Below are 16,559 nucleotides of genomic sequence, written 5' to 3' on the forward strand. Positions count from 1 at the left end.
TAAATACTGAGCCTTAATACGATTAATGTGCTAGATATTATAGTTTAATATTGATACCAGCAAATAAACGACGACCTAATGTGTCGTAAGTGTACGGGTCAGTGTTTGAATCATTATTACCTGAGTAGTACGGTGGCTCTTTATCAAACATGTTATTAACGCCTGCAGAAACAGTTAACACGTCATTGATCATGTAAGAAGCACTAATATCGTGATATACAATTGAAGGTGTTTCAGGAGCTAAACAGGTATCATCGCCGATACATGCAAAGCTGTCCATTCCAGCAATATAACGCGCTTCATATGTAGCATCCCAGTTGTCACCTTTAACGTTTAAGTTAAAGTTAGATTTAATATCTGCGTAACCGCCAGCACCACCAGTGATAAAGCCTGAGTAATCTACTACTGCGCCTGTATCAACAACATACTCATCTAAATAAGTTGTATCTAAGCCTGTTTTCCAGCTTAAACCTAATGCATCAAACGCATAAGTAAGGTTTAAATCGATGCCAGACGTTTTCTCAGAACCAATATTACGTAATTGGTTATTGAAAACAATACGGCCATCAGCTTGGAACACAGCAGAAGTACTTGTACAAATTGCATTAGTACTGCTGTTTGCATTACCGATACATTGATCAACAACATATTGGTTATTGTAAGTAGAAATAGCGTTTTCGATTTCAATGTCGTAGTAATCTACAGTCATTGAGAAGCCATCCAACCATTCTGGCTCGTAAACAACACCAACAGTAAGCGTATCTGCTTCTTCTGGAGTTAAATTGATGTTGCCACCGACTGTTACTTCAGCTTGGCTATCTGCGCCTGGGTAGCTAACTTGCTCGTAAGATGGAGCGTTACCAGAGTAAAGCTCATCAACTGTAGGAGCACGGAATGCTGTTGAACGAACACCACGTAGCATTAGTTCGTCATTTACACGCCATGTTAAACCTAGCTTCCAAGTTTCGTCTGAACCAAACGTGCTGTAATCAAATGCACGAATAGCTGCACTAAGCTCAACTGCGTCAGCAAAAGGTGCATCAGCAAGTAGTGGAATTGCAAATTCAACGTAGGCTTCGTTTACATCAAATCCACCGCTAGTTGCATCAACACGAGGATCATTACCTAAGCCTTGTGCAGAAATTGAGTCAGGTGTATAAAACGCTTTTTCTTGACGGCGCTCAACGCCTGCAGCAAACGCTGCATAACCTGCTGGCATTTCAAACATTTCACCTGAAAGTGATGCTGCCAAAATGAATAACTGACTCCCACCTGAGTTTTGCTCTGTGTAAATGTAGTCTTGTACATTAGATAAAGCCCAATCAGCTTCATTTAATGGATTAAATGTACCTGCTGAAATTGCAGTATTAATAGCAGAAACATTATGTAGGTTACTTAATTTATCTACTGAATCATTACGACCAAAGTTAGCAGAGAAATCCCAAGAGTAATCACTGATCACACCTTCAGCACCAACAACAATACGTACTGTATCTACTGTTTGAGATAAACCACGTGCACCACTTTCAGTCATACGGCGACGGTAGCTAATATTGTCATTGTAAGCGTAGTTAGTTGGTGTTGTTACAAAATTACCATTAGCATCTTCTACAAATGCACCATTAGCAACTTGACGTTTATCATACGTTTGGCCTAATAAACTATTACCCATACTTTCGTTATAATTAAAACCAAAATTAATAGGCTGTGGAGCTAATTGCTGTTCTGACCAACGTTTAGTGTAAGTAAACTCACTGAAAAAGCTAGTATCGTCGCTTAACTCATAAGTCCCCATACCAGTAAGGTTTAAACGTTCCATTGGCGTGTATAAGTAGCTTTGCTCTGCGTAGTTGTAAGCATCTGCTGCATCAGTAAAACGATGTAAACTACCACCACGGTTGCTTAAACCGCTGTCGTTTGCTAAACCTTTTTGCTCTACTTCGCCTTCACTATTAGTAATACCTGTAGTGTTTACGTTATAGATATGGCCGCCTTCACTAAATGATGAACCACCACAGAAAAGACCGTTTTCACCTTCAAATAAAGGACAGTTAGCAAAACCACGATCGCCTTGGCTAGCTTCTCCACGATTAGTGTACTGAGCGCCAAATACAATATTACCTTTATCGAATGAAGTACCAACTGTAAAGTCGATAGATGTTTCAGATGCATCGTGCTTTGATGTCATTGCTGAGTTAACGTTTAAATCTAAGCCTTCAAAATCATTTTTTAGAATGATATTCACAACACCAGCAACAGCATCAGTACCATAAACAGCAGATGCGCCATCTTTAAGTACTTCTATCTGCTTGATCATAGAAACTGGGATAGTGTTTAAATCAACTGTAGAAGCTGCGCCAGTACCTGAGTTAATCATACGACGGCCGTTTACAAGTACTAATGTACGTTGTGAACCTAAACCACGTAGATCTATTGATGCACCACCGCCAGAACCATTGTTAACGCCTGGATTAGTCATTGCGCCGCCAGTAGCGGTCATTTGCTGAAGAACACTATCAACCGATGTAGCGCCAGAAGCTCTGATCTCATCTGCACCAATTAGTGTAACTGGGCTAGCGGTTTCCATGTCAGAACGCTTAATACGAGAACCCGTCACTTGAATTTTTTCGATTGATTTTACTGCTTCTTCAGCCGCTAAAACTTGCACACTTGAAAACATTGGTATCGCTGTAATTACAGCTAAGCCAAGAGTTGATTTTTTCATGAAAGAACCCTACTTGTTGAAAATTTACCTTTATTGGTAATGCTCACTTGTTATAAGAATAGTGAGTCAGACGGGCAACTTAGGCGCCTTTAACTGAACGAAAACTTAACAGCTGTTTGTTTTATATATTACAACAAAATAGAACAACTTTATTAGGAACATACGTTACAAGTTGTTTCATTGTTAACAAATAAATACACATTGGTATCAAATAATTAGGAGCCACCGGATACTTAAACAATACAGATGAAACCAAACTGGCTCACTTTGTAATTAAATGTAATTAATCGAATGATGTACCAAATTTAGATAAATTAACAAGTTAATCACAGTGCATTATTAAAACCGCAAAACTAAATGTTAATTACTAACCATATTTATGCATGCTTAGCGATTAAATAGTCTGATTTAGCTACTTTAGGACGTTTTTTGATTAGATTTTTTATTCAGTCGCAATTAAAGTTGAACTTTTTTAGAGCACTCATTCACCATTGAAGCTTTATCAGTATCAAAACCTAAAAAGGCAATTTTATTGATCTTGTCACTCAAATAATCGTATGTATAAGAAAACGAACTCACATCAAAAATGTAAGATGTATGCAAGAGTTTGCAAGAGTTTGCAGCCGCAACTTTAATACGTTACGTAAAAAGAATAATTGAGAGTTTGTATTACAGAGGTGGCATTATCTTTAACAGTTAATTCTAAATTCCAAAGCATATTTTGCTCGGAACAAATACCAACCATAGTATTACTTTGCCAAAGATCATTATGTTTTTTAAATTGTTGGGGAATGTAACCCATGTACATGGTAATGCCTTTAAGCTTGGCATCTTCAATTGTAATGTTTACTGGTAAATCACTAAAAATAGTAAATGGGGTCTCGGGGGAAAGGGTTTTCTCGCTTAACCATACTTTAACATCATTTGAAAAAGTACACGGCAAATTAGCTTCACATATGCCATTTTTAAGAAATTTTTCATCTGTATTTTTAGAAAAATCACACGCTGTTAATAAAAAAAACACCGCAGTAAGTAAACTTAACCTATATATAAGCATAACAATTTCGCACTAAAGAAAAGCAAATACTAATAATCACGACTATAAATAACAAGTGCGAGTGTTACTATTAGGCCAAATAAGGCACAAACTGTATCAAAAAATAAACAACAAGCTCACAAACATTGATTGATGTCATAATTTTATGTAATTGACCTATCTTTTTTAGGCCAAAAAATTTATCATTTCACCCGCAAAAAATAAGGGTTTCTCAAGTTTTTTTTCTGAAGCTTTCATGTATTGAAAGTTTTAGATAACACGCCTGGGGAAAATAGTAGGCCCCACTTTTAAAGGTGGGTAATTCATTTCTAAACGCATTTATTGCAGCGGAAGCCAGAAAATGAGCCAAACAGTAGCATCACAAACTGAGTATAACTATAAGGTTGTACGCCAATTCGCTATTATGACAGTGATTTGGGGCATCGTTGGCATGAGTATTGGGGTTCTGATTGCTGCCCAATTAGCTTGGCCAGCACTTAACTTTGATACACCATGGTTAACTTACTCTCGACTACGTCCGTTACACACGAACGCAGTAATTTTCGCATTTGGTACTAGTGCACTTTTTGCGACGTCTTATTACGTCGTACAACGTACTTGTCAAACGCGTCTTTTCTCAGACAAACTCGCCGCCTTTTCTTTTTGGGGCTGGCAGCTCGTTATTGTATTAGCAGTAATAACGCTACCGTTAGGTATTACTAGCTCAAAAGAATATGCAGAACTTGAATGGCCAATCGATATTTTAATCGCTGTGGTTTGGATTGTTTACGCTATTGTATTCTTTGGTACTTTAATCAAGCGTAAAGTGTCGCACATCTATGTTGCTAACTGGTTCTATGCTGGCTTTATTATTACAGTTGCAGTGCTACACATTGTAAACAGCATGGCAGTGCCTGTGTCGTTAACTAAATCATATTCAATCTATGCAGGTGCCGTAGATGCTATGGTTCAGTGGTGGTACGGTCATAACGCTGTAGGTTTCCTACTTACTGCTGGTTTCTTGGGTATGATGTATTACTTTGTACCTAAACAAGCAGGTCGTCCAGTGTACTCATACCGTTTATCGGTAGTTCACTTTTGGGCTCTAATTTCATTATATATCTGGGCTGGTCCTCATCACCTTCACTACACAGCGCTTCCTGATTGGACGCAAAGTTTAGGTATGGTTATGTCTATTATCCTATTCGTACCGTCTTGGGGTGGTATGATCAACGGTATTATGACGCTATCTGGCGCGTGGCATAAACTACGAACTGATCCAGTACTACGCTTTTTAGTTGTTTCATTGTCTTTCTACGGTATGTCTACGTTTGAAGGTCCAATGATGGCAATTAAATCTGTAAATGCGTTATCTCACTACACAGATTGGACAATCGGCCACGTACACTCAGGTGCACTAGGTTGGGTTGCTATGATTTCAATTGGTGCTATTTACCACTTAATTCCTGCGTTATTCGCGCAAGGTCGTATGTATAGCGTTAAATTAGTTAATACCCACTTCTGGTTACACACTGTAGGTGTTGTTTTATACATTGTTGCAATGTGGATTTCTGGTGTAATGCAAGGTCTAATGTGGCGTGCAGTGAATGCTGACGGTACATTAATGTACAGCTTTGTGCAGTCTTTAGAAGCGTCGCATCCTTTCTATATCATGCGCTTTGTAGGCGGTGTATTCATCGTAACGGGTATGTTAGTTATGGCTTATAACGTTTACCGCACTATTTCAGCTGAGAAAGAATCTCTGAAACTAGACGCGCAAGCACAATTAGCATAACGGAGTGAGATGATGAGCAAGAAAAATTCACAAAACAAACATGAAATAGTAGAAAAGAACGTTGGCCTTATGGCTATTCTGACTGTTTTTGCTATTAGCTTTGGCGCGTTAGTTGAGATCACTCCGCTAATGTTTCAAGACGATACAACTAAACCAGTGGAGGGTTTACGCCCTCTTAACGCTTTAGAAATGGAAGGCCGCGACCTTTACGTGCGTGAAGGTTGTTCTAACTGTCACTCACAAATGATTCGTCCTTTTCGTGATGAAGTTGAGCGTTATGGTCACTACTCTGTAGCAGGCGAATCAGTATGGGATCATCCGTTTTTATGGGGTTCTAAACGTACTGGTCCTGACTTGGCTCGTGTTGGTAAGCGCTACTCGGACGATTGGCATTATGCTCACTTAGTTGATCCACGTGCTGTGGTTCCTGAGTCAAACATGCCAGGCTTTCCTTGGTTAGCAGAGAATACGGTTGATACAAGCCTTACTCTGAAAAAACTACAACTTTTCCGTGATACTTTTGCTATTAACCCAGAAAACCCAAAACATCCGGGTTTAGGTTATGGCGATGATGCAGAGCTTCAAGCAGATGTTGATAAAGTTAATGCTATGAATGATGGCAAAGGCGCAACAGAAATCCAAGCTCTCATCGCGTATTTACAGCAACTTGGTACCCACTTGAAGTAAAAAATTATGGATTACGGAACATACAGAGGTATTTTAACTCTGGTAATTTTAGTATTGTTTATTGTGATTGTTGCATGGGCATATAGCAAGCGAAGCAAAACTCGTTTTGACAGCGCTGCTAATGCCATTTTTGAAGATGAAAAAAAACATGACAACACGCTCTCTAACGAGGAAAAGGAGTCTGAAAAATGACTAGCTTTTGGAGTATTTGGGTTATTGTATTAACCCTTGCATGCTTATGCATCATCTTTGGCTTATTAGTTTGGAACTTAAAAAACTATGCAGGCGTAGAAGAAGGTGAAAGCTGTGGACATGAATTTGACGGCATTGAAGAGCTAAATAATCCACTACCAAAATGGTGGACTTACATGTTTTTCGCAACTTTTGCTTGGTCGGTATATTACCTTGCAGCTTTCCCAGGTTTAGGTAACTGGGAAGGTTTTGGTAAATGGACTAGTTCTAATCAAGGTATTACGTCTTTAGCTGAATCTAAAAAAGCAGTTGCCGAGGCAAAAGCGGATGGTCGCTTTGTAAAACTTGATAAAGAGTACGAAGCTGCAGAAGAGCGCTTTGGTCCTATTTTTAATAAACTTGCACAAGTACCCGTTTTAGATTTAGTTAATTCTAAATTTGAAGGTGATGCAGCGCAGCAAGTAGCACTTGATAATGATAATAAACATGAGCAAACAGATGGCCAAGTAGCCATTGAAATTGGTCAGCGTTTATTCTCACAAAACTGTGCGCAATGTCATGGCTCTGATGCACGTGGTGGTACTGGCTTCCCTAACCTAACTGATAAAGATTGGTTATATGGCGGAACACCTGACAAAATTAAAGAAACACTTCTTTATGGTCGTATTGCAGCAATGCCAGCTTGGGGTCCTGCTCTTGGCGAACAAGGCGTTAAAGAAATGACAGCACATGTGCTGAGCCTTTCTGGTCGTACTGTTAACCAAAAAGACGCAGACGCAGGTGCCGCTAAGTTTGCAATGTGTGCCGCATGTCATGGTGCTGACGGTAAAGGGTCGGTTGCACATAACCTACCGTTTGGCGCGCCTAACCTGACTGATAACATTTGGTTATATGGTGGTTCTCAACGTGCTGTTGAAGAAACGCTTAACCACGGCCGTGCCGGTGTAATGCCTGCATGGAAAGACATTTTAGGTGAAGATAAGATTCACTTATTAACTGCCTATGTTTACAGTTTATCGCAAGATAAATAAGCACGCGGTTAATAAAATGTTTATAAATTAATTTATTTAATTCAATAGATTAATCCAGATCAAAAAAGCCTCCACTGTGAGGCTTTTTTTTAGTCTTTTACGTATAATTCCTATAAAATAACGCTTCCTAAACTAATTTTAGAGACACTATGCAACCTACTCCGTGGTATAAAAATTTTTGGCCTTGGTTTTTAATCTTTTTTCCGTTAGTTGCCATTATTGGCTGTATTAGCTTATTTATTACGGCAATAGGTAACGGTCCAGATATGGTTGTTGACGACTACTACAAAAAAGGTAAAGCAATAAACTTAGAACTGACTAAGTTTGAAAAAGCAAAAGCACTTTATTTACATGGCGAATTAAATGTAACCAACGACCGTGTAAGCTTTAAGTTTACAAAAGGCGACAGCAGTAACGTGCATGTATTAAAGCTCTCGTTTTATCATCGCACCATTAAAGCGCATGACTTTGAAGCAACACTTACTCCTAATGCCAATCAGGAATTTACTGCATTACTTAATGAGTATACACAAGGCGCCTACTCAGTATTTATTGAGCCAATAGATGGCAGTTGGAAAATGAAAGAAAATATAACGTTACCAACTGAACAAACCGTTTTAGTTACTCCTAATTATAAGTAGTAATAACTATGTCTAACTCTTGCTTTCATTGCCTTGAAAGTGTGCCAAACGGATTTAACGCAAACGTTATAATTGACGATAAAGCTCAGCCAATGTGTTGCATTGGCTGCCAAGCTGTTGCGCAAAATATTGTTGATCAAGGTATGACCGATTATTATAAATACCGCACCGTACGTGCCGGTAAAGTAGAACAGCTAGTACCTGAGCAACTCGCATTTATAAAAAGTTATGACAACGAAGATATTCAAGACGAATTTATAGCTACTAACGATAATATCTCAGAGGTATTACTGAGCGTTGAAGGTATAACCTGCGCTGCTTGTGCATGGCTTATCGAAAAACAACTTTTAAACTTAAATACTGTAAAACGGGTTGATGTAAATACATCCACCAACCGCGCGATGATCCTATGGGATAAAACCAACACTCCATTGAGTGAAGTTATTACTTCCCTAGCTAAAATTGGCTACAAAGCATACCCGTTTCAATCAGATGTTGAAGCTCAGCAAAAACAACAAACTGCCAAAGCCTATATTCGCCGCTTAGGTGTTGCTGGTTTAATGACCATGCAAGTTATGATGTTTGCATTTGCCATGTACTTTGGCATGTTCTCGGGTATGGATAGCAATTTTGAACAGTATTTTAGATGGATAAGTTTAATACTTGCATCTCCCGTTGTTTTATACAGCGCACTGCCCTTTCTGACCAATGCTATAAATGGCTTAAAAGCAAAACATCTCAATATGGATTTACCCGTATCACTGGCTATTTTTGGCGCATTCGGTGCAAGTTGTTACGCCACATTTATGCAAGTGGGCGAGGTCTATTTTGAATCTGTGTGTATGTTTACCTTTTTACTGTTATTAGGTAAATATCTTGAATTTAGAGCGCGTTTAAAAGCGAGCGAATTTACTGCCAACTTACAAAAACTACTGCCATTAACAGCGCGTACCATTAACGAAAGTGGCGAAGAGCTTATAATTGCGGCTAAAAAACTAAAACTTAATGACGTAGTACTTATTAAAGCGGGTGAAACGATTCCTGCCGATGGCGAACTTATTAAAGGCAAAACCACGGTTGATGAGTCAATGATGACGGGGGAGCACCAACCTGTCACTAAATTTATTGGTCACAATGTCTATGCTGGTTGCGTTAACCACGACGGCGTTATTGAAATAAAAATTAATAAAATTGGTCAAAATACGCTTTTAAACCAAATTATACGCCTGCAACATAACGCTTTAACCAAGCGCCCTAAACTGGTTGAAATTACAGATAAAGTTGCGCAATGGTTTATAGCGTGCCTGCTTATATTTGCTTCACTTACAGCTATTGGCTGGTATCAAATTGACCCAGAACATGCATTTTGGATCACTATTTCGGTTTTAGTTGCTACCTGCCCGTGTGCCCTGAGTTTAGCCATACCTACCGCGCTCACATGTGCAGTGGCAACGCTTACCCGCAAAGGCGTATTAATAAAACAAGCGCATGTGCTCGAAACGCTCTCACAAATTACTTTATTTGCATTTGATAAAACAGGCACACTTACGCAAGGTAAATTTAGCCTTGATGAAGTAGATATAATCGATAAACAGTATACAAAAGCTCAAGTGCTAGATATGGCAGCCATGCTAGAGCGTTATTCTGAGCACCCTATCGCCAGTGCATTTGATGAGTTTACGCCAGCTCACCGCAGTCTTAATAACGTTGAAGTACACCCAGGGCTGGGAATTAGCGCACAAGATGCAACTAATCATTACGCAATTGGTAAAAGTGGTTGGTTTAATAGCAAAAAATCGAATGCACAAGCGAGCTTGTATATAAATAAGCAAGTTGTTGCACGCTTTTACTTTGTTGATAAAGTAAAAAGCGATGCTAAAAAGCTTATAGACTCACTTCAATCGCAAAACTTAACGTGTCACATGTTAACCGGTGACGCGTCAGATGCTGGGCAAAAAGTATCAAAGCAACTTAAACTTGAAAGTGTGCAATTTGGATGTTCTCCACAAGATAAACAAACCGCCGTTGAGCAATGGTCTTCACAAAATGAAGTCGTTGCAATGGTAGGTGATGGTGTAAACGACAGCCCGGTATTTGCTAGTGCGCACTTATCTATTGCTATGGAAACCGGTGCAGACATATCAAAAAATAGCGCCGATGTAGTGCTTCTTAATAGCGATTTAGCCTCCATTGGTCACTTACTTAATGTAGCAAAACAAACCAGACGTATTATTAAGCAAAATCTTGCGCTGTCTTTATTGTATAATGCTTCAATATTACCACTGGCAGCGTTGGGCTTAGTTGCTCCTTGGATGGCTGTTATTGGCATGTCTGCCAGCTCAATTATTGTGATTAGTAATTCACTAAGGCTATTAAAGTTATGAGCATAATTTACATTTTGATCCCTATCGCCATTTTATTCGTCATTATTGCTATTGGTGTTTTCTTTTGGGCAGTGAAAAGCGAGCAGTTTTCGGATTTAAACAAGCAAGGTCATAGTATTTTGTTTGAAGATGACAAAGAGCAACATAAAAAAAGTAATGATTGACCCTCTTTATACCAGCGCTTTTTTAATGGGGCTAATAGGTAGCGGTCATTGCATTGCTATGTGTGGCGGTATTGCAAGCTCATTACAACTAGCAAGTGACAAACGTAAAACATTTACCTATTCATTTGCTTATAATATTGGACGTGCACTAAGCTATATGGCTGCTGGCGCACTTGTTGCTGGTATTAGCAGCCAATTTGCAAGGCAAAACACCTCCTTCTCTTTAGTACTTTCGTTCATTGCAGCTATTTTTATGCTCCTCGTTGGCGTGTATATAATGCGCTTGGGCCCTACTTTGCAATGGTTAGAGAAAATTGGTAAAACCTTGGTGTGGCAACACATTGTTAAACTAAATAAATATTTAATGCCTATTAACTCTCCTTTTAAAGCCCTAGGTTATGGTGCTTTGTGGGGATGGCTGCCTTGTGGGCTTGTATACTCAGCGCTTACATGGGCGATGACCAGCCCAAGTGCCCTTGACGGTGCCTTAGTTATGCTTTGCTTTGCTTTGGGTACTTTTCCCGCGATGATCACATTAGGCATTACCGCGCAAAAACTAAATACTATTATTAACCATCCATGGACCCGAATTGTATTAGGCAGTGTTATAATTTGGTATGGTATCTACTTATTGATTATTGCAACTGACAAACTGGTACATTAATCTATTCGCATTATTAACCTTTAAGGTTATTTTGCAGTCGTGTATAAAAATTTAAACGGATTAAATTATGGATTTCTCTCAAAGTCGCGCTAAAGGTAATTGTGCTATTAGCTGTAATAACTGCAGTATTAGTCAATTGTGTTTGCCATTTTCACTCAATGGCCAAGAAATGGACAAGCTTGACGAAATTATTGAGCGAAAAAAACCACTCCATAAAGGCGACTATCTATTTGAATCAGGTGCACCTTTACAGGCTATTTATGCGGTTCGTTCTGGTTCATTTAAATCGTACACGTTATCGGAGCGAGGTGATGAGCAAATTACCGGCTTTCATTTAGCGGGCGACCTAGTTGGTTTTGACGCAATAAGTAAAATGACTCATCCCAGTTTTTCGCAAGCACTTGAAACGTCAATGGTGTGCGAAATCCCATTCGATACTCTTGATGAACTATCAGGAAAATTACCAAAACTTCGCCAACAAATAATGCGTTTAATGAGTAGCGAGATTACTTACGATCAAGAAATGCTGTTATTACTCAATAAAAAATCAGCAGAGGAACGCTTAGCTAGTTTTATTTATAACTTGTCGGAGCGTTTTGGTGAGCGTGGTTTTTCGCGTAAGGAATTTAGATTTACGATGACTCGCGGTGAAATAGGCAATTACTTAGGCCTAACAGTAGAAACCATTAGTCGTTTATTGAGTCGTTTTCAAAAAGCTGACTTAATTAAAGTAGAGGGTAAATTTATTACAATTTTAGATAATGATGCCTTGGCTAAAACAGCGGCGATAGTTAAGCCTCGCTAAATTAAATAGTTTGATTTAGAACAACAATTTATATGCTACCCCTTTAACTGTTTTATATTTACGTTACACTAAATGTACACCCGTTAGGTAAATGGAGTAGCATATGAACACTATTAAACGCATTATTGCGGTTATTGACCCCACCAAAGATGATCAACACGGTTTAGCACGTTCAATAGATTTAGCTAAAAAATCTGGCGCAAGTATTACCGCCTTTATGACGGTTTACGACTTCTCTTACGAAATGACAACTATGCTATCTGGCGATGAACGCGAAGCAATGCGCGATGCCGTACTAAAAGATCGCCAGCTATGGCTAAACGATTTAGTGTCCCCTTACAAAGATATAAATATTGAAACCCAAGTGGTTTGGCATAATCGTCCTTACGAAGCCATAATCGATACTGTCATTGATGAAAAGTACGATTTAGTAATTAAAGGCACACATCAACATGGTGCACTTAAATCAGTTATTTTTACCCCGACCGATTGGCACTTAGTACGCAAATGCCCAGCCCCGGTATTATTTGTAAAAGAAATGGCATGGCCAGCAAACGGTAATATTTTAGCTGCTGTAAATGCGGTTAGTGAAAACGAAGAACATGTAGCACTTAATAAACGCGTTATTAAAGACGCACAATATTTATGTGAACTTGCCAACGCAAAACTTAATTTAGTTAATGCCTACCCTGCAACTCCTATTAATATTGCCATCGAAATTCCTGAGTTTAACCCAGGACTTTATAACGAATCAGTTAAAAAGCATCATCATGAATCAACCAATGCACTTGCTGCAGAGTTTAATTTAAACCCAGAGCAATGTTTTATTGAAGAAGGCCTGCCAGAGGATGTAATCCCTGATGTAGCGAAGCGGTTAAATAGCGAATTAGTTGTTATTGGTACTGTAGGCCGCACGGGCTTAAGTGCCGCTCTTGTAGGTAATACAGCAGAGCATGTAATTGATAGCCTAGACTGTGATGTACTGGCACTCAAACCCGATGGTTACGTGAGCCCTATGGCAAAGGATTAATTTTAAGCTTTATGTGCAAGTTATAAGCGAGTTATTTTTACGTGTTAATAAGGCATGTTTAAATCAATTTTAATTACATCCTAAACTCGCATATTCAGGTGGTTTGGGTATAATACGCCCCTTTATTTTTAGCAAATAACTTTGCTGTATTGTTTTACTAGGGGGCGTAATTGTCACACTCAGATCAAGCTAAAGCTCAATTTAACTTAAATAAGCTGCAAAAGCGTTTACGTCGCCAAACTGGTCAAGCCGTTATGGACTTCAATATGATTGAAGAGGGTGACCGTATAATGGTATGTCTTTCTGGCGGCAAAGACAGCTACACAATGCTTGAAATGCTTCAACATTTAAAACGTGTAGCACCTATAAAGTTTGACCTAGTTGTTGTAAATCTTGATCAAAAACAACCTGATTTTCCTGAGCATGTTTTACCCCAGTATCTTGATAAATTAAATGTTGAATACAAAATTGTAGAAGAAGATACTTACAGTATTGTTACCGATATTATCCCTGAAGGTAAAACAACGTGTTCACTTTGCTCACGCTTACGTCGTGGTATTTTATACCGCACAGCAAAAGAGCTAGGCGCTACTAAAATAGCCCTTGGGCATCACCGTGACGACATGATTGAAACATTGTTTTTAAATATGTTTTACGGCGGAAAGCTAAAAAGTATGCCGGCTAAATTAATGAGTGATAACGGCGAGCATATGGTTATTCGCCCACTTGCATACTGTAAAGAAAGCGACATAAGCCAATACGCATTTGTACAAGGTTACCCTATCATTCCGTGTAACCTATGTGGCTCGCAAGAAAACTTACAGCGTAAACATACAAAAACAATGCTCGCTAAATGGGATGCGGAGCACCCAGGTCGTATTGAAAGCATTTTTACAGCAATGCAAAACATAGTGCCTTCACATTTAGCTGACGCCGACTTGTTTGATTTTAAAAACTTACAAACAGGTGAAGTAATTGATGGTGGCGATATAGCCCTTGATAAACCAGATATTCCTAAAGTGCCTGTTGCTAATGAGCTTGATGAACAAGAAGCGCCAAGTGTAGTTACTATAAATCTAAGCTAACAAATTTAAGGGGGTTGTATTTATGTACAACCCCCTTAAATTTACCAATTCAGCATTGCGTTCTATTTTTAACTCTCAGCTAAGCCTTGTAAAAATTCCAAACTTAACTTTTCTTGTGCATTAGCCTGATATGGTAATTGCTGCAAGCTATCGTACGAAAAATCGTTAATATCAAAATGACTTATTTCACTATTCCCAAAGCTGTTTCGCTCACCTGGGCTTGGCGACATTCTCTCAATAACAAAGTCGCTTAAGCGCATATCTGTAATGCCTTGTGGTAATACCGACCAGTGGGCTTTCAAATTAAGTGTTTGGCTTCCTTGTGCTAACCGCTCTTTAGATACTAAATGAGCAAGTGGTGTATCGCCACTGTATAAATTAGCCCTAACACGATACAAACCACTTTTTACTACCGCTATGTTAGCTGGCAAAATCATGTTTTCGTTTTGTGCATAAGCAGTTTCAAAACCTGTTAAAGTTGCACTAGGCGGCATATATTGAATTTGTGCAACTACGGGAACTTTTTTACCGGCAACATCACCCTCTACAAACACTTGTAAGCTACGAGGGTAATCTTCATCCTCTTCAAATGTTATAATTGCTTCACCGTCACGCGCATTGCCTGTATGGGTATTTAACACTTCTTTTGTATCTGTATTTGCAAGCTCAACGACCACTTTTCCAAGCCCTTGAGCGCTTATCTTTATTGTTATTTCTTCTGGGTATACAAAACGATATTGCTTAAGACTTAACGTTAAAGCATCGCCACTTTCATCAATAGGGCTCGATACCGGGTAGAATTGATTTGGCTTTAATCGATCTTCATCTAATGGACTCAATGGCTGAGAATAAGGAGGAAATTTAAGTGCACTTTCATATTGCATAACCACTTGCTGCGCTGCTTTTGTTAAGTCTTCATTAAACGCGATTTGTTTTTTTGATTGTGTTTTTTTTGCTGTAGGTACATCTATAGGGATCACTTTTACTGGCGATAAATCAGCTACGCTCGCACTGTGTTTAACCTGAGGTGTTATTGGCTCAGCAACTTTATGAGCATCATTTTTACCTGTAAACCATAGCGAGAATAAAATAGTGCTAATAATTAAAGCAACGACATAAAATTTTTTCATTTTTATATTTCAATCTTTTATAAGGCGTATAGTTTTTAACTACACGCCTTGTATGTTATGGAATCACATTATAAATAAGTGCTGATGCGCTTAAATTATTTGAATCCTTAATATAACGATATTGTTTTTTCCAAAACCAACTACCTGTAGTTTTATCAAACGTATTAAAACCTACAGTGTCACCTTCCACATTTACGTTATTCATGGCTATTGTTACATTACCTTTTCGCTGCGCGTTATGTATTTCGTTATGGCTATAACTGTCACTCATCATCATTGGATAATGGTTTGGCATAAAGCTACTTACTGCATCACCTTGCGATTTTAAATGGCCATTTGTATCAATACTGCTGCTACAACTTCCAAACGAGCCAGCCGAACTGGCACCACATGAAGAGTGCGATGCAACAACCGAATCATCATTGCCTTTTAAAAAACCACCCGTTAAACCCAAATATGCATTTCCATCGGCAACAAAGCGTAAACGTGGCGTACGTGCATCTGGGAATGGTGAAATTTTACGTGCATTGTTTACTTTTAAATCGTGTAATACACCAACAGCTTCGGTTACATCACTTCCTAGCCACCATTTGAGTGCAGCATCGACCGCAAAGTTCCATGATGCGCCAGTTAAAGCACTAACAGCTACGTCAGCCAGCTTACTTCCACCACCCGCGCCTGCTAAATCAAACGTAGCAACAATATTAAGCGGCTCTAAGCCTTCGTTTTCTAACCAGTTTTCTTGATTATCAATAATATGGCGTGCAACTAAGTCTCCTGTTGAATGTGTTACAAATACACAGCCATCACTGCATAAATTAGAGCGTGAAATTTGCTTTAGCTTTGGCCACACCCAATCGGTAGCAATTTTACCTTCAATACGTTCATAAGCAGGCCAATCAATTCGCTCATCTGCACGATTATTCCAGTACGATTGCCAATATGTTTCACCATCATTGATTACATCACTACCCGACTTATTTGTTATTTGCGAAGTTTGTAACCCATGAATTAATATAATTTTGTAGTCTTTACTCGCTGCAGAAAAGCTCATTAACATAGCTAACCCCGCACCAATTAGGTGGCTTGGCTTAATTAATTTGTGTGTGCGCTTTGTGTTGTTCATACAATTCCTTAATGTTGTGTACTTAATATTTCATTATCATTTAAGGTATTCATGTTGGTTTACA

General features: G+C 38.8%; 15 protein-coding genes. 11 read left to right on the forward strand and 4 right to left on the reverse strand.

Features of this window, described 5'->3' with window-relative positions:
* Nucleotides 1-37: 37 nt before the first annotated feature.
* Both I6F45_RS14300 and I6F45_RS14305 read right to left on the reverse strand, forming a co-directional pair.
* On the reverse strand, nt 38-2,725 hold the full coding sequence (locus tag I6F45_RS14300; protein ID WP_197119465.1) for a TonB-dependent receptor: 2,688 nt from the start codon (nt 2,723-2,725) through the stop codon (nt 38-40).
* Between the two features lie 631 nt (nt 2,726-3,356).
* A complete protein-coding gene (locus I6F45_RS14305) occupies nt 3,357-3,782 on the reverse strand; it encodes a hypothetical protein (protein WP_197119464.1) in 426 nt (141 codons plus the stop codon).
* A 340-nt stretch (nt 3,783-4,122) separates the two neighbouring features.
* On the opposite strand from I6F45_RS14305, the gene ccoN reads away from it, so the two are divergent.
* From ccoN to ttcA, 11 genes are all read left to right on the forward strand, one after another.
* Nucleotides 4,123-5,556, forward strand: coding sequence for a cytochrome-c oxidase, cbb3-type subunit I (gene ccoN, locus I6F45_RS14310; protein ID WP_007585649.1), 1,434 nt, complete (start codon nt 4,123-4,125; stop codon nt 5,554-5,556).
* 12 nt (nt 5,557-5,568) lie between these two features.
* The gene (gene ccoO / locus I6F45_RS14315; RefSeq protein ID WP_010554062.1) at nt 5,569-6,243 is read left to right on the forward strand and encodes a cytochrome-c oxidase, cbb3-type subunit II; all 675 of its coding nucleotides are present in this window, start codon (nt 5,569-5,571) and stop codon (nt 6,241-6,243) included.
* A 6-nt stretch (nt 6,244-6,249) separates the two neighbouring features.
* Nucleotides 6,250-6,435, forward strand: a complete 186-nt coding sequence (locus I6F45_RS14320) for a cbb3-type cytochrome oxidase subunit 3 (RefSeq protein WP_010554061.1) — start codon at nt 6,250-6,252, stop codon at nt 6,433-6,435.
* Nucleotides 6,432-7,466: a cytochrome-c oxidase, cbb3-type subunit III gene (gene ccoP / locus I6F45_RS14325; RefSeq protein WP_165722272.1), complete on the forward strand. Its 1,035-nt coding sequence runs from the start codon at nt 6,432-6,434 to the stop codon at nt 7,464-7,466. Before I6F45_RS14320 ends, ccoP begins: the two co-directional genes overlap by 4 nt.
* 149 nt (nt 7,467-7,615) lie before the next feature.
* Nucleotides 7,616-8,107: a FixH family protein gene (locus tag I6F45_RS14330; RefSeq protein WP_101216175.1), complete on the forward strand. Its 492-nt coding sequence runs from the start codon at nt 7,616-7,618 to the stop codon at nt 8,105-8,107.
* An 8-nt stretch (nt 8,108-8,115) separates the two neighbouring features.
* A complete protein-coding gene (locus I6F45_RS14335; protein WP_197160868.1) occupies nt 8,116-10,491 on the forward strand; it encodes a heavy metal translocating P-type ATPase in 2,376 nt (791 codons plus the stop codon).
* On the forward strand, nt 10,488-10,655 hold the full coding sequence (gene ccoS / locus I6F45_RS14340) for a cbb3-type cytochrome oxidase assembly protein CcoS (protein WP_121954920.1): 168 nt from the start codon (nt 10,488-10,490) through the stop codon (nt 10,653-10,655). The genes I6F45_RS14335 and ccoS overlap by 4 nt, the downstream gene beginning before the upstream one ends.
* Nucleotides 10,648-11,319, forward strand: coding sequence for a sulfite exporter TauE/SafE family protein (locus I6F45_RS14345; RefSeq protein ID WP_007585638.1), 672 nt, complete (start codon nt 10,648-10,650; stop codon nt 11,317-11,319). Before ccoS ends, I6F45_RS14345 begins: the two co-directional genes overlap by 8 nt.
* A 67-nt stretch (nt 11,320-11,386) precedes the next feature.
* Entirely contained in the window at nt 11,387-12,124 is a 738-nt protein-coding gene (locus I6F45_RS14350; RefSeq protein WP_007585636.1) for an FNR family transcription factor, read from the forward strand.
* A gap of 103 nt (nt 12,125-12,227) precedes the next feature.
* A complete protein-coding gene (uspE, locus tag I6F45_RS14355; RefSeq protein WP_007585634.1) occupies nt 12,228-13,154 on the forward strand; it encodes a universal stress protein UspE in 927 nt (308 codons plus the stop codon).
* Between the two features lie 170 nt (nt 13,155-13,324).
* The gene (gene ttcA / locus I6F45_RS14360) at nt 13,325-14,239 is read left to right on the forward strand and encodes a tRNA 2-thiocytidine(32) synthetase TtcA (protein WP_007585631.1); all 915 of its coding nucleotides are present in this window, start codon (nt 13,325-13,327) and stop codon (nt 14,237-14,239) included.
* A gap of 68 nt (nt 14,240-14,307) precedes the next feature.
* Here the strand turns inward: ttcA and I6F45_RS14365 are convergent, their stop codons facing one another.
* Both I6F45_RS14365 and I6F45_RS14370 read right to left on the reverse strand, forming a co-directional pair.
* Nucleotides 14,308-15,369, reverse strand: a complete 1,062-nt coding sequence (locus tag I6F45_RS14365) for a hypothetical protein (RefSeq protein ID WP_165728836.1) — start codon at nt 15,367-15,369, stop codon at nt 14,308-14,310.
* 55 nt (nt 15,370-15,424) lie between these two features.
* Nucleotides 15,425-16,495 (reverse strand): hypothetical protein, encoded by a 1,071-nt coding sequence (locus I6F45_RS14370; RefSeq protein WP_197160870.1) that lies wholly within the window; start codon nt 16,493-16,495, stop codon nt 15,425-15,427.
* Nucleotides 16,496-16,559: the final 64 nt, after the last annotated feature.

It is taken from the genome of Pseudoalteromonas sp. SWYJZ19, from assembly GCF_015864375.1.
Taxonomy (GTDB): Bacteria; Pseudomonadota; Gammaproteobacteria; order Enterobacterales; family Alteromonadaceae; genus Pseudoalteromonas; species Pseudoalteromonas arctica.

Coding starts and splice junctions, on each gene's coding strand:
- I6F45_RS14365 (WP_165728836.1), bottom strand. CDS start 15,369: ATGAAAAAATTTTATGTCGTTGCTTTAATTATTAGCACTATTTTATTC.
- uspE (WP_007585634.1), top strand. CDS start 12,228: ATGAACACTATTAAACGCATTATTGCGGTTATTGACCCCACCAAAGAT.
- I6F45_RS14370 (WP_197160870.1), bottom strand. CDS start 16,495: ATGAACAACACAAAGCGCACACACAAATTAATTAAGCCAAGCCACCTA.
- I6F45_RS14350 (WP_007585636.1), top strand. CDS start 11,387: ATGGATTTCTCTCAAAGTCGCGCTAAAGGTAATTGTGCTATTAGCTGT.
- ccoS (WP_121954920.1), top strand. CDS start 10,488: ATGAGCATAATTTACATTTTGATCCCTATCGCCATTTTATTCGTCATT.
- I6F45_RS14335 (WP_197160868.1), top strand. CDS start 8,116: ATGTCTAACTCTTGCTTTCATTGCCTTGAAAGTGTGCCAAACGGATTT.
- I6F45_RS14330 (WP_101216175.1), top strand. CDS start 7,616: ATGCAACCTACTCCGTGGTATAAAAATTTTTGGCCTTGGTTTTTAATC.
- ccoO (WP_010554062.1), top strand. CDS start 5,569: ATGAGCAAGAAAAATTCACAAAACAAACATGAAATAGTAGAAAAGAAC.
- I6F45_RS14345 (WP_007585638.1), top strand. CDS start 10,648: ATGATTGACCCTCTTTATACCAGCGCTTTTTTAATGGGGCTAATAGGT.
- I6F45_RS14320 (WP_010554061.1), top strand. CDS start 6,250: ATGGATTACGGAACATACAGAGGTATTTTAACTCTGGTAATTTTAGTA.
- I6F45_RS14300 (WP_197119465.1), bottom strand. CDS start 2,725: ATGAAAAAATCAACTCTTGGCTTAGCTGTAATTACAGCGATACCAATG.
- ccoN (WP_007585649.1), top strand. CDS start 4,123: ATGAGCCAAACAGTAGCATCACAAACTGAGTATAACTATAAGGTTGTA.
- I6F45_RS14305 (WP_197119464.1), bottom strand. CDS start 3,782: ATGCTTATATATAGGTTAAGTTTACTTACTGCGGTGTTTTTTTTATTA.
- ccoP (WP_165722272.1), top strand. CDS start 6,432: ATGACTAGCTTTTGGAGTATTTGGGTTATTGTATTAACCCTTGCATGC.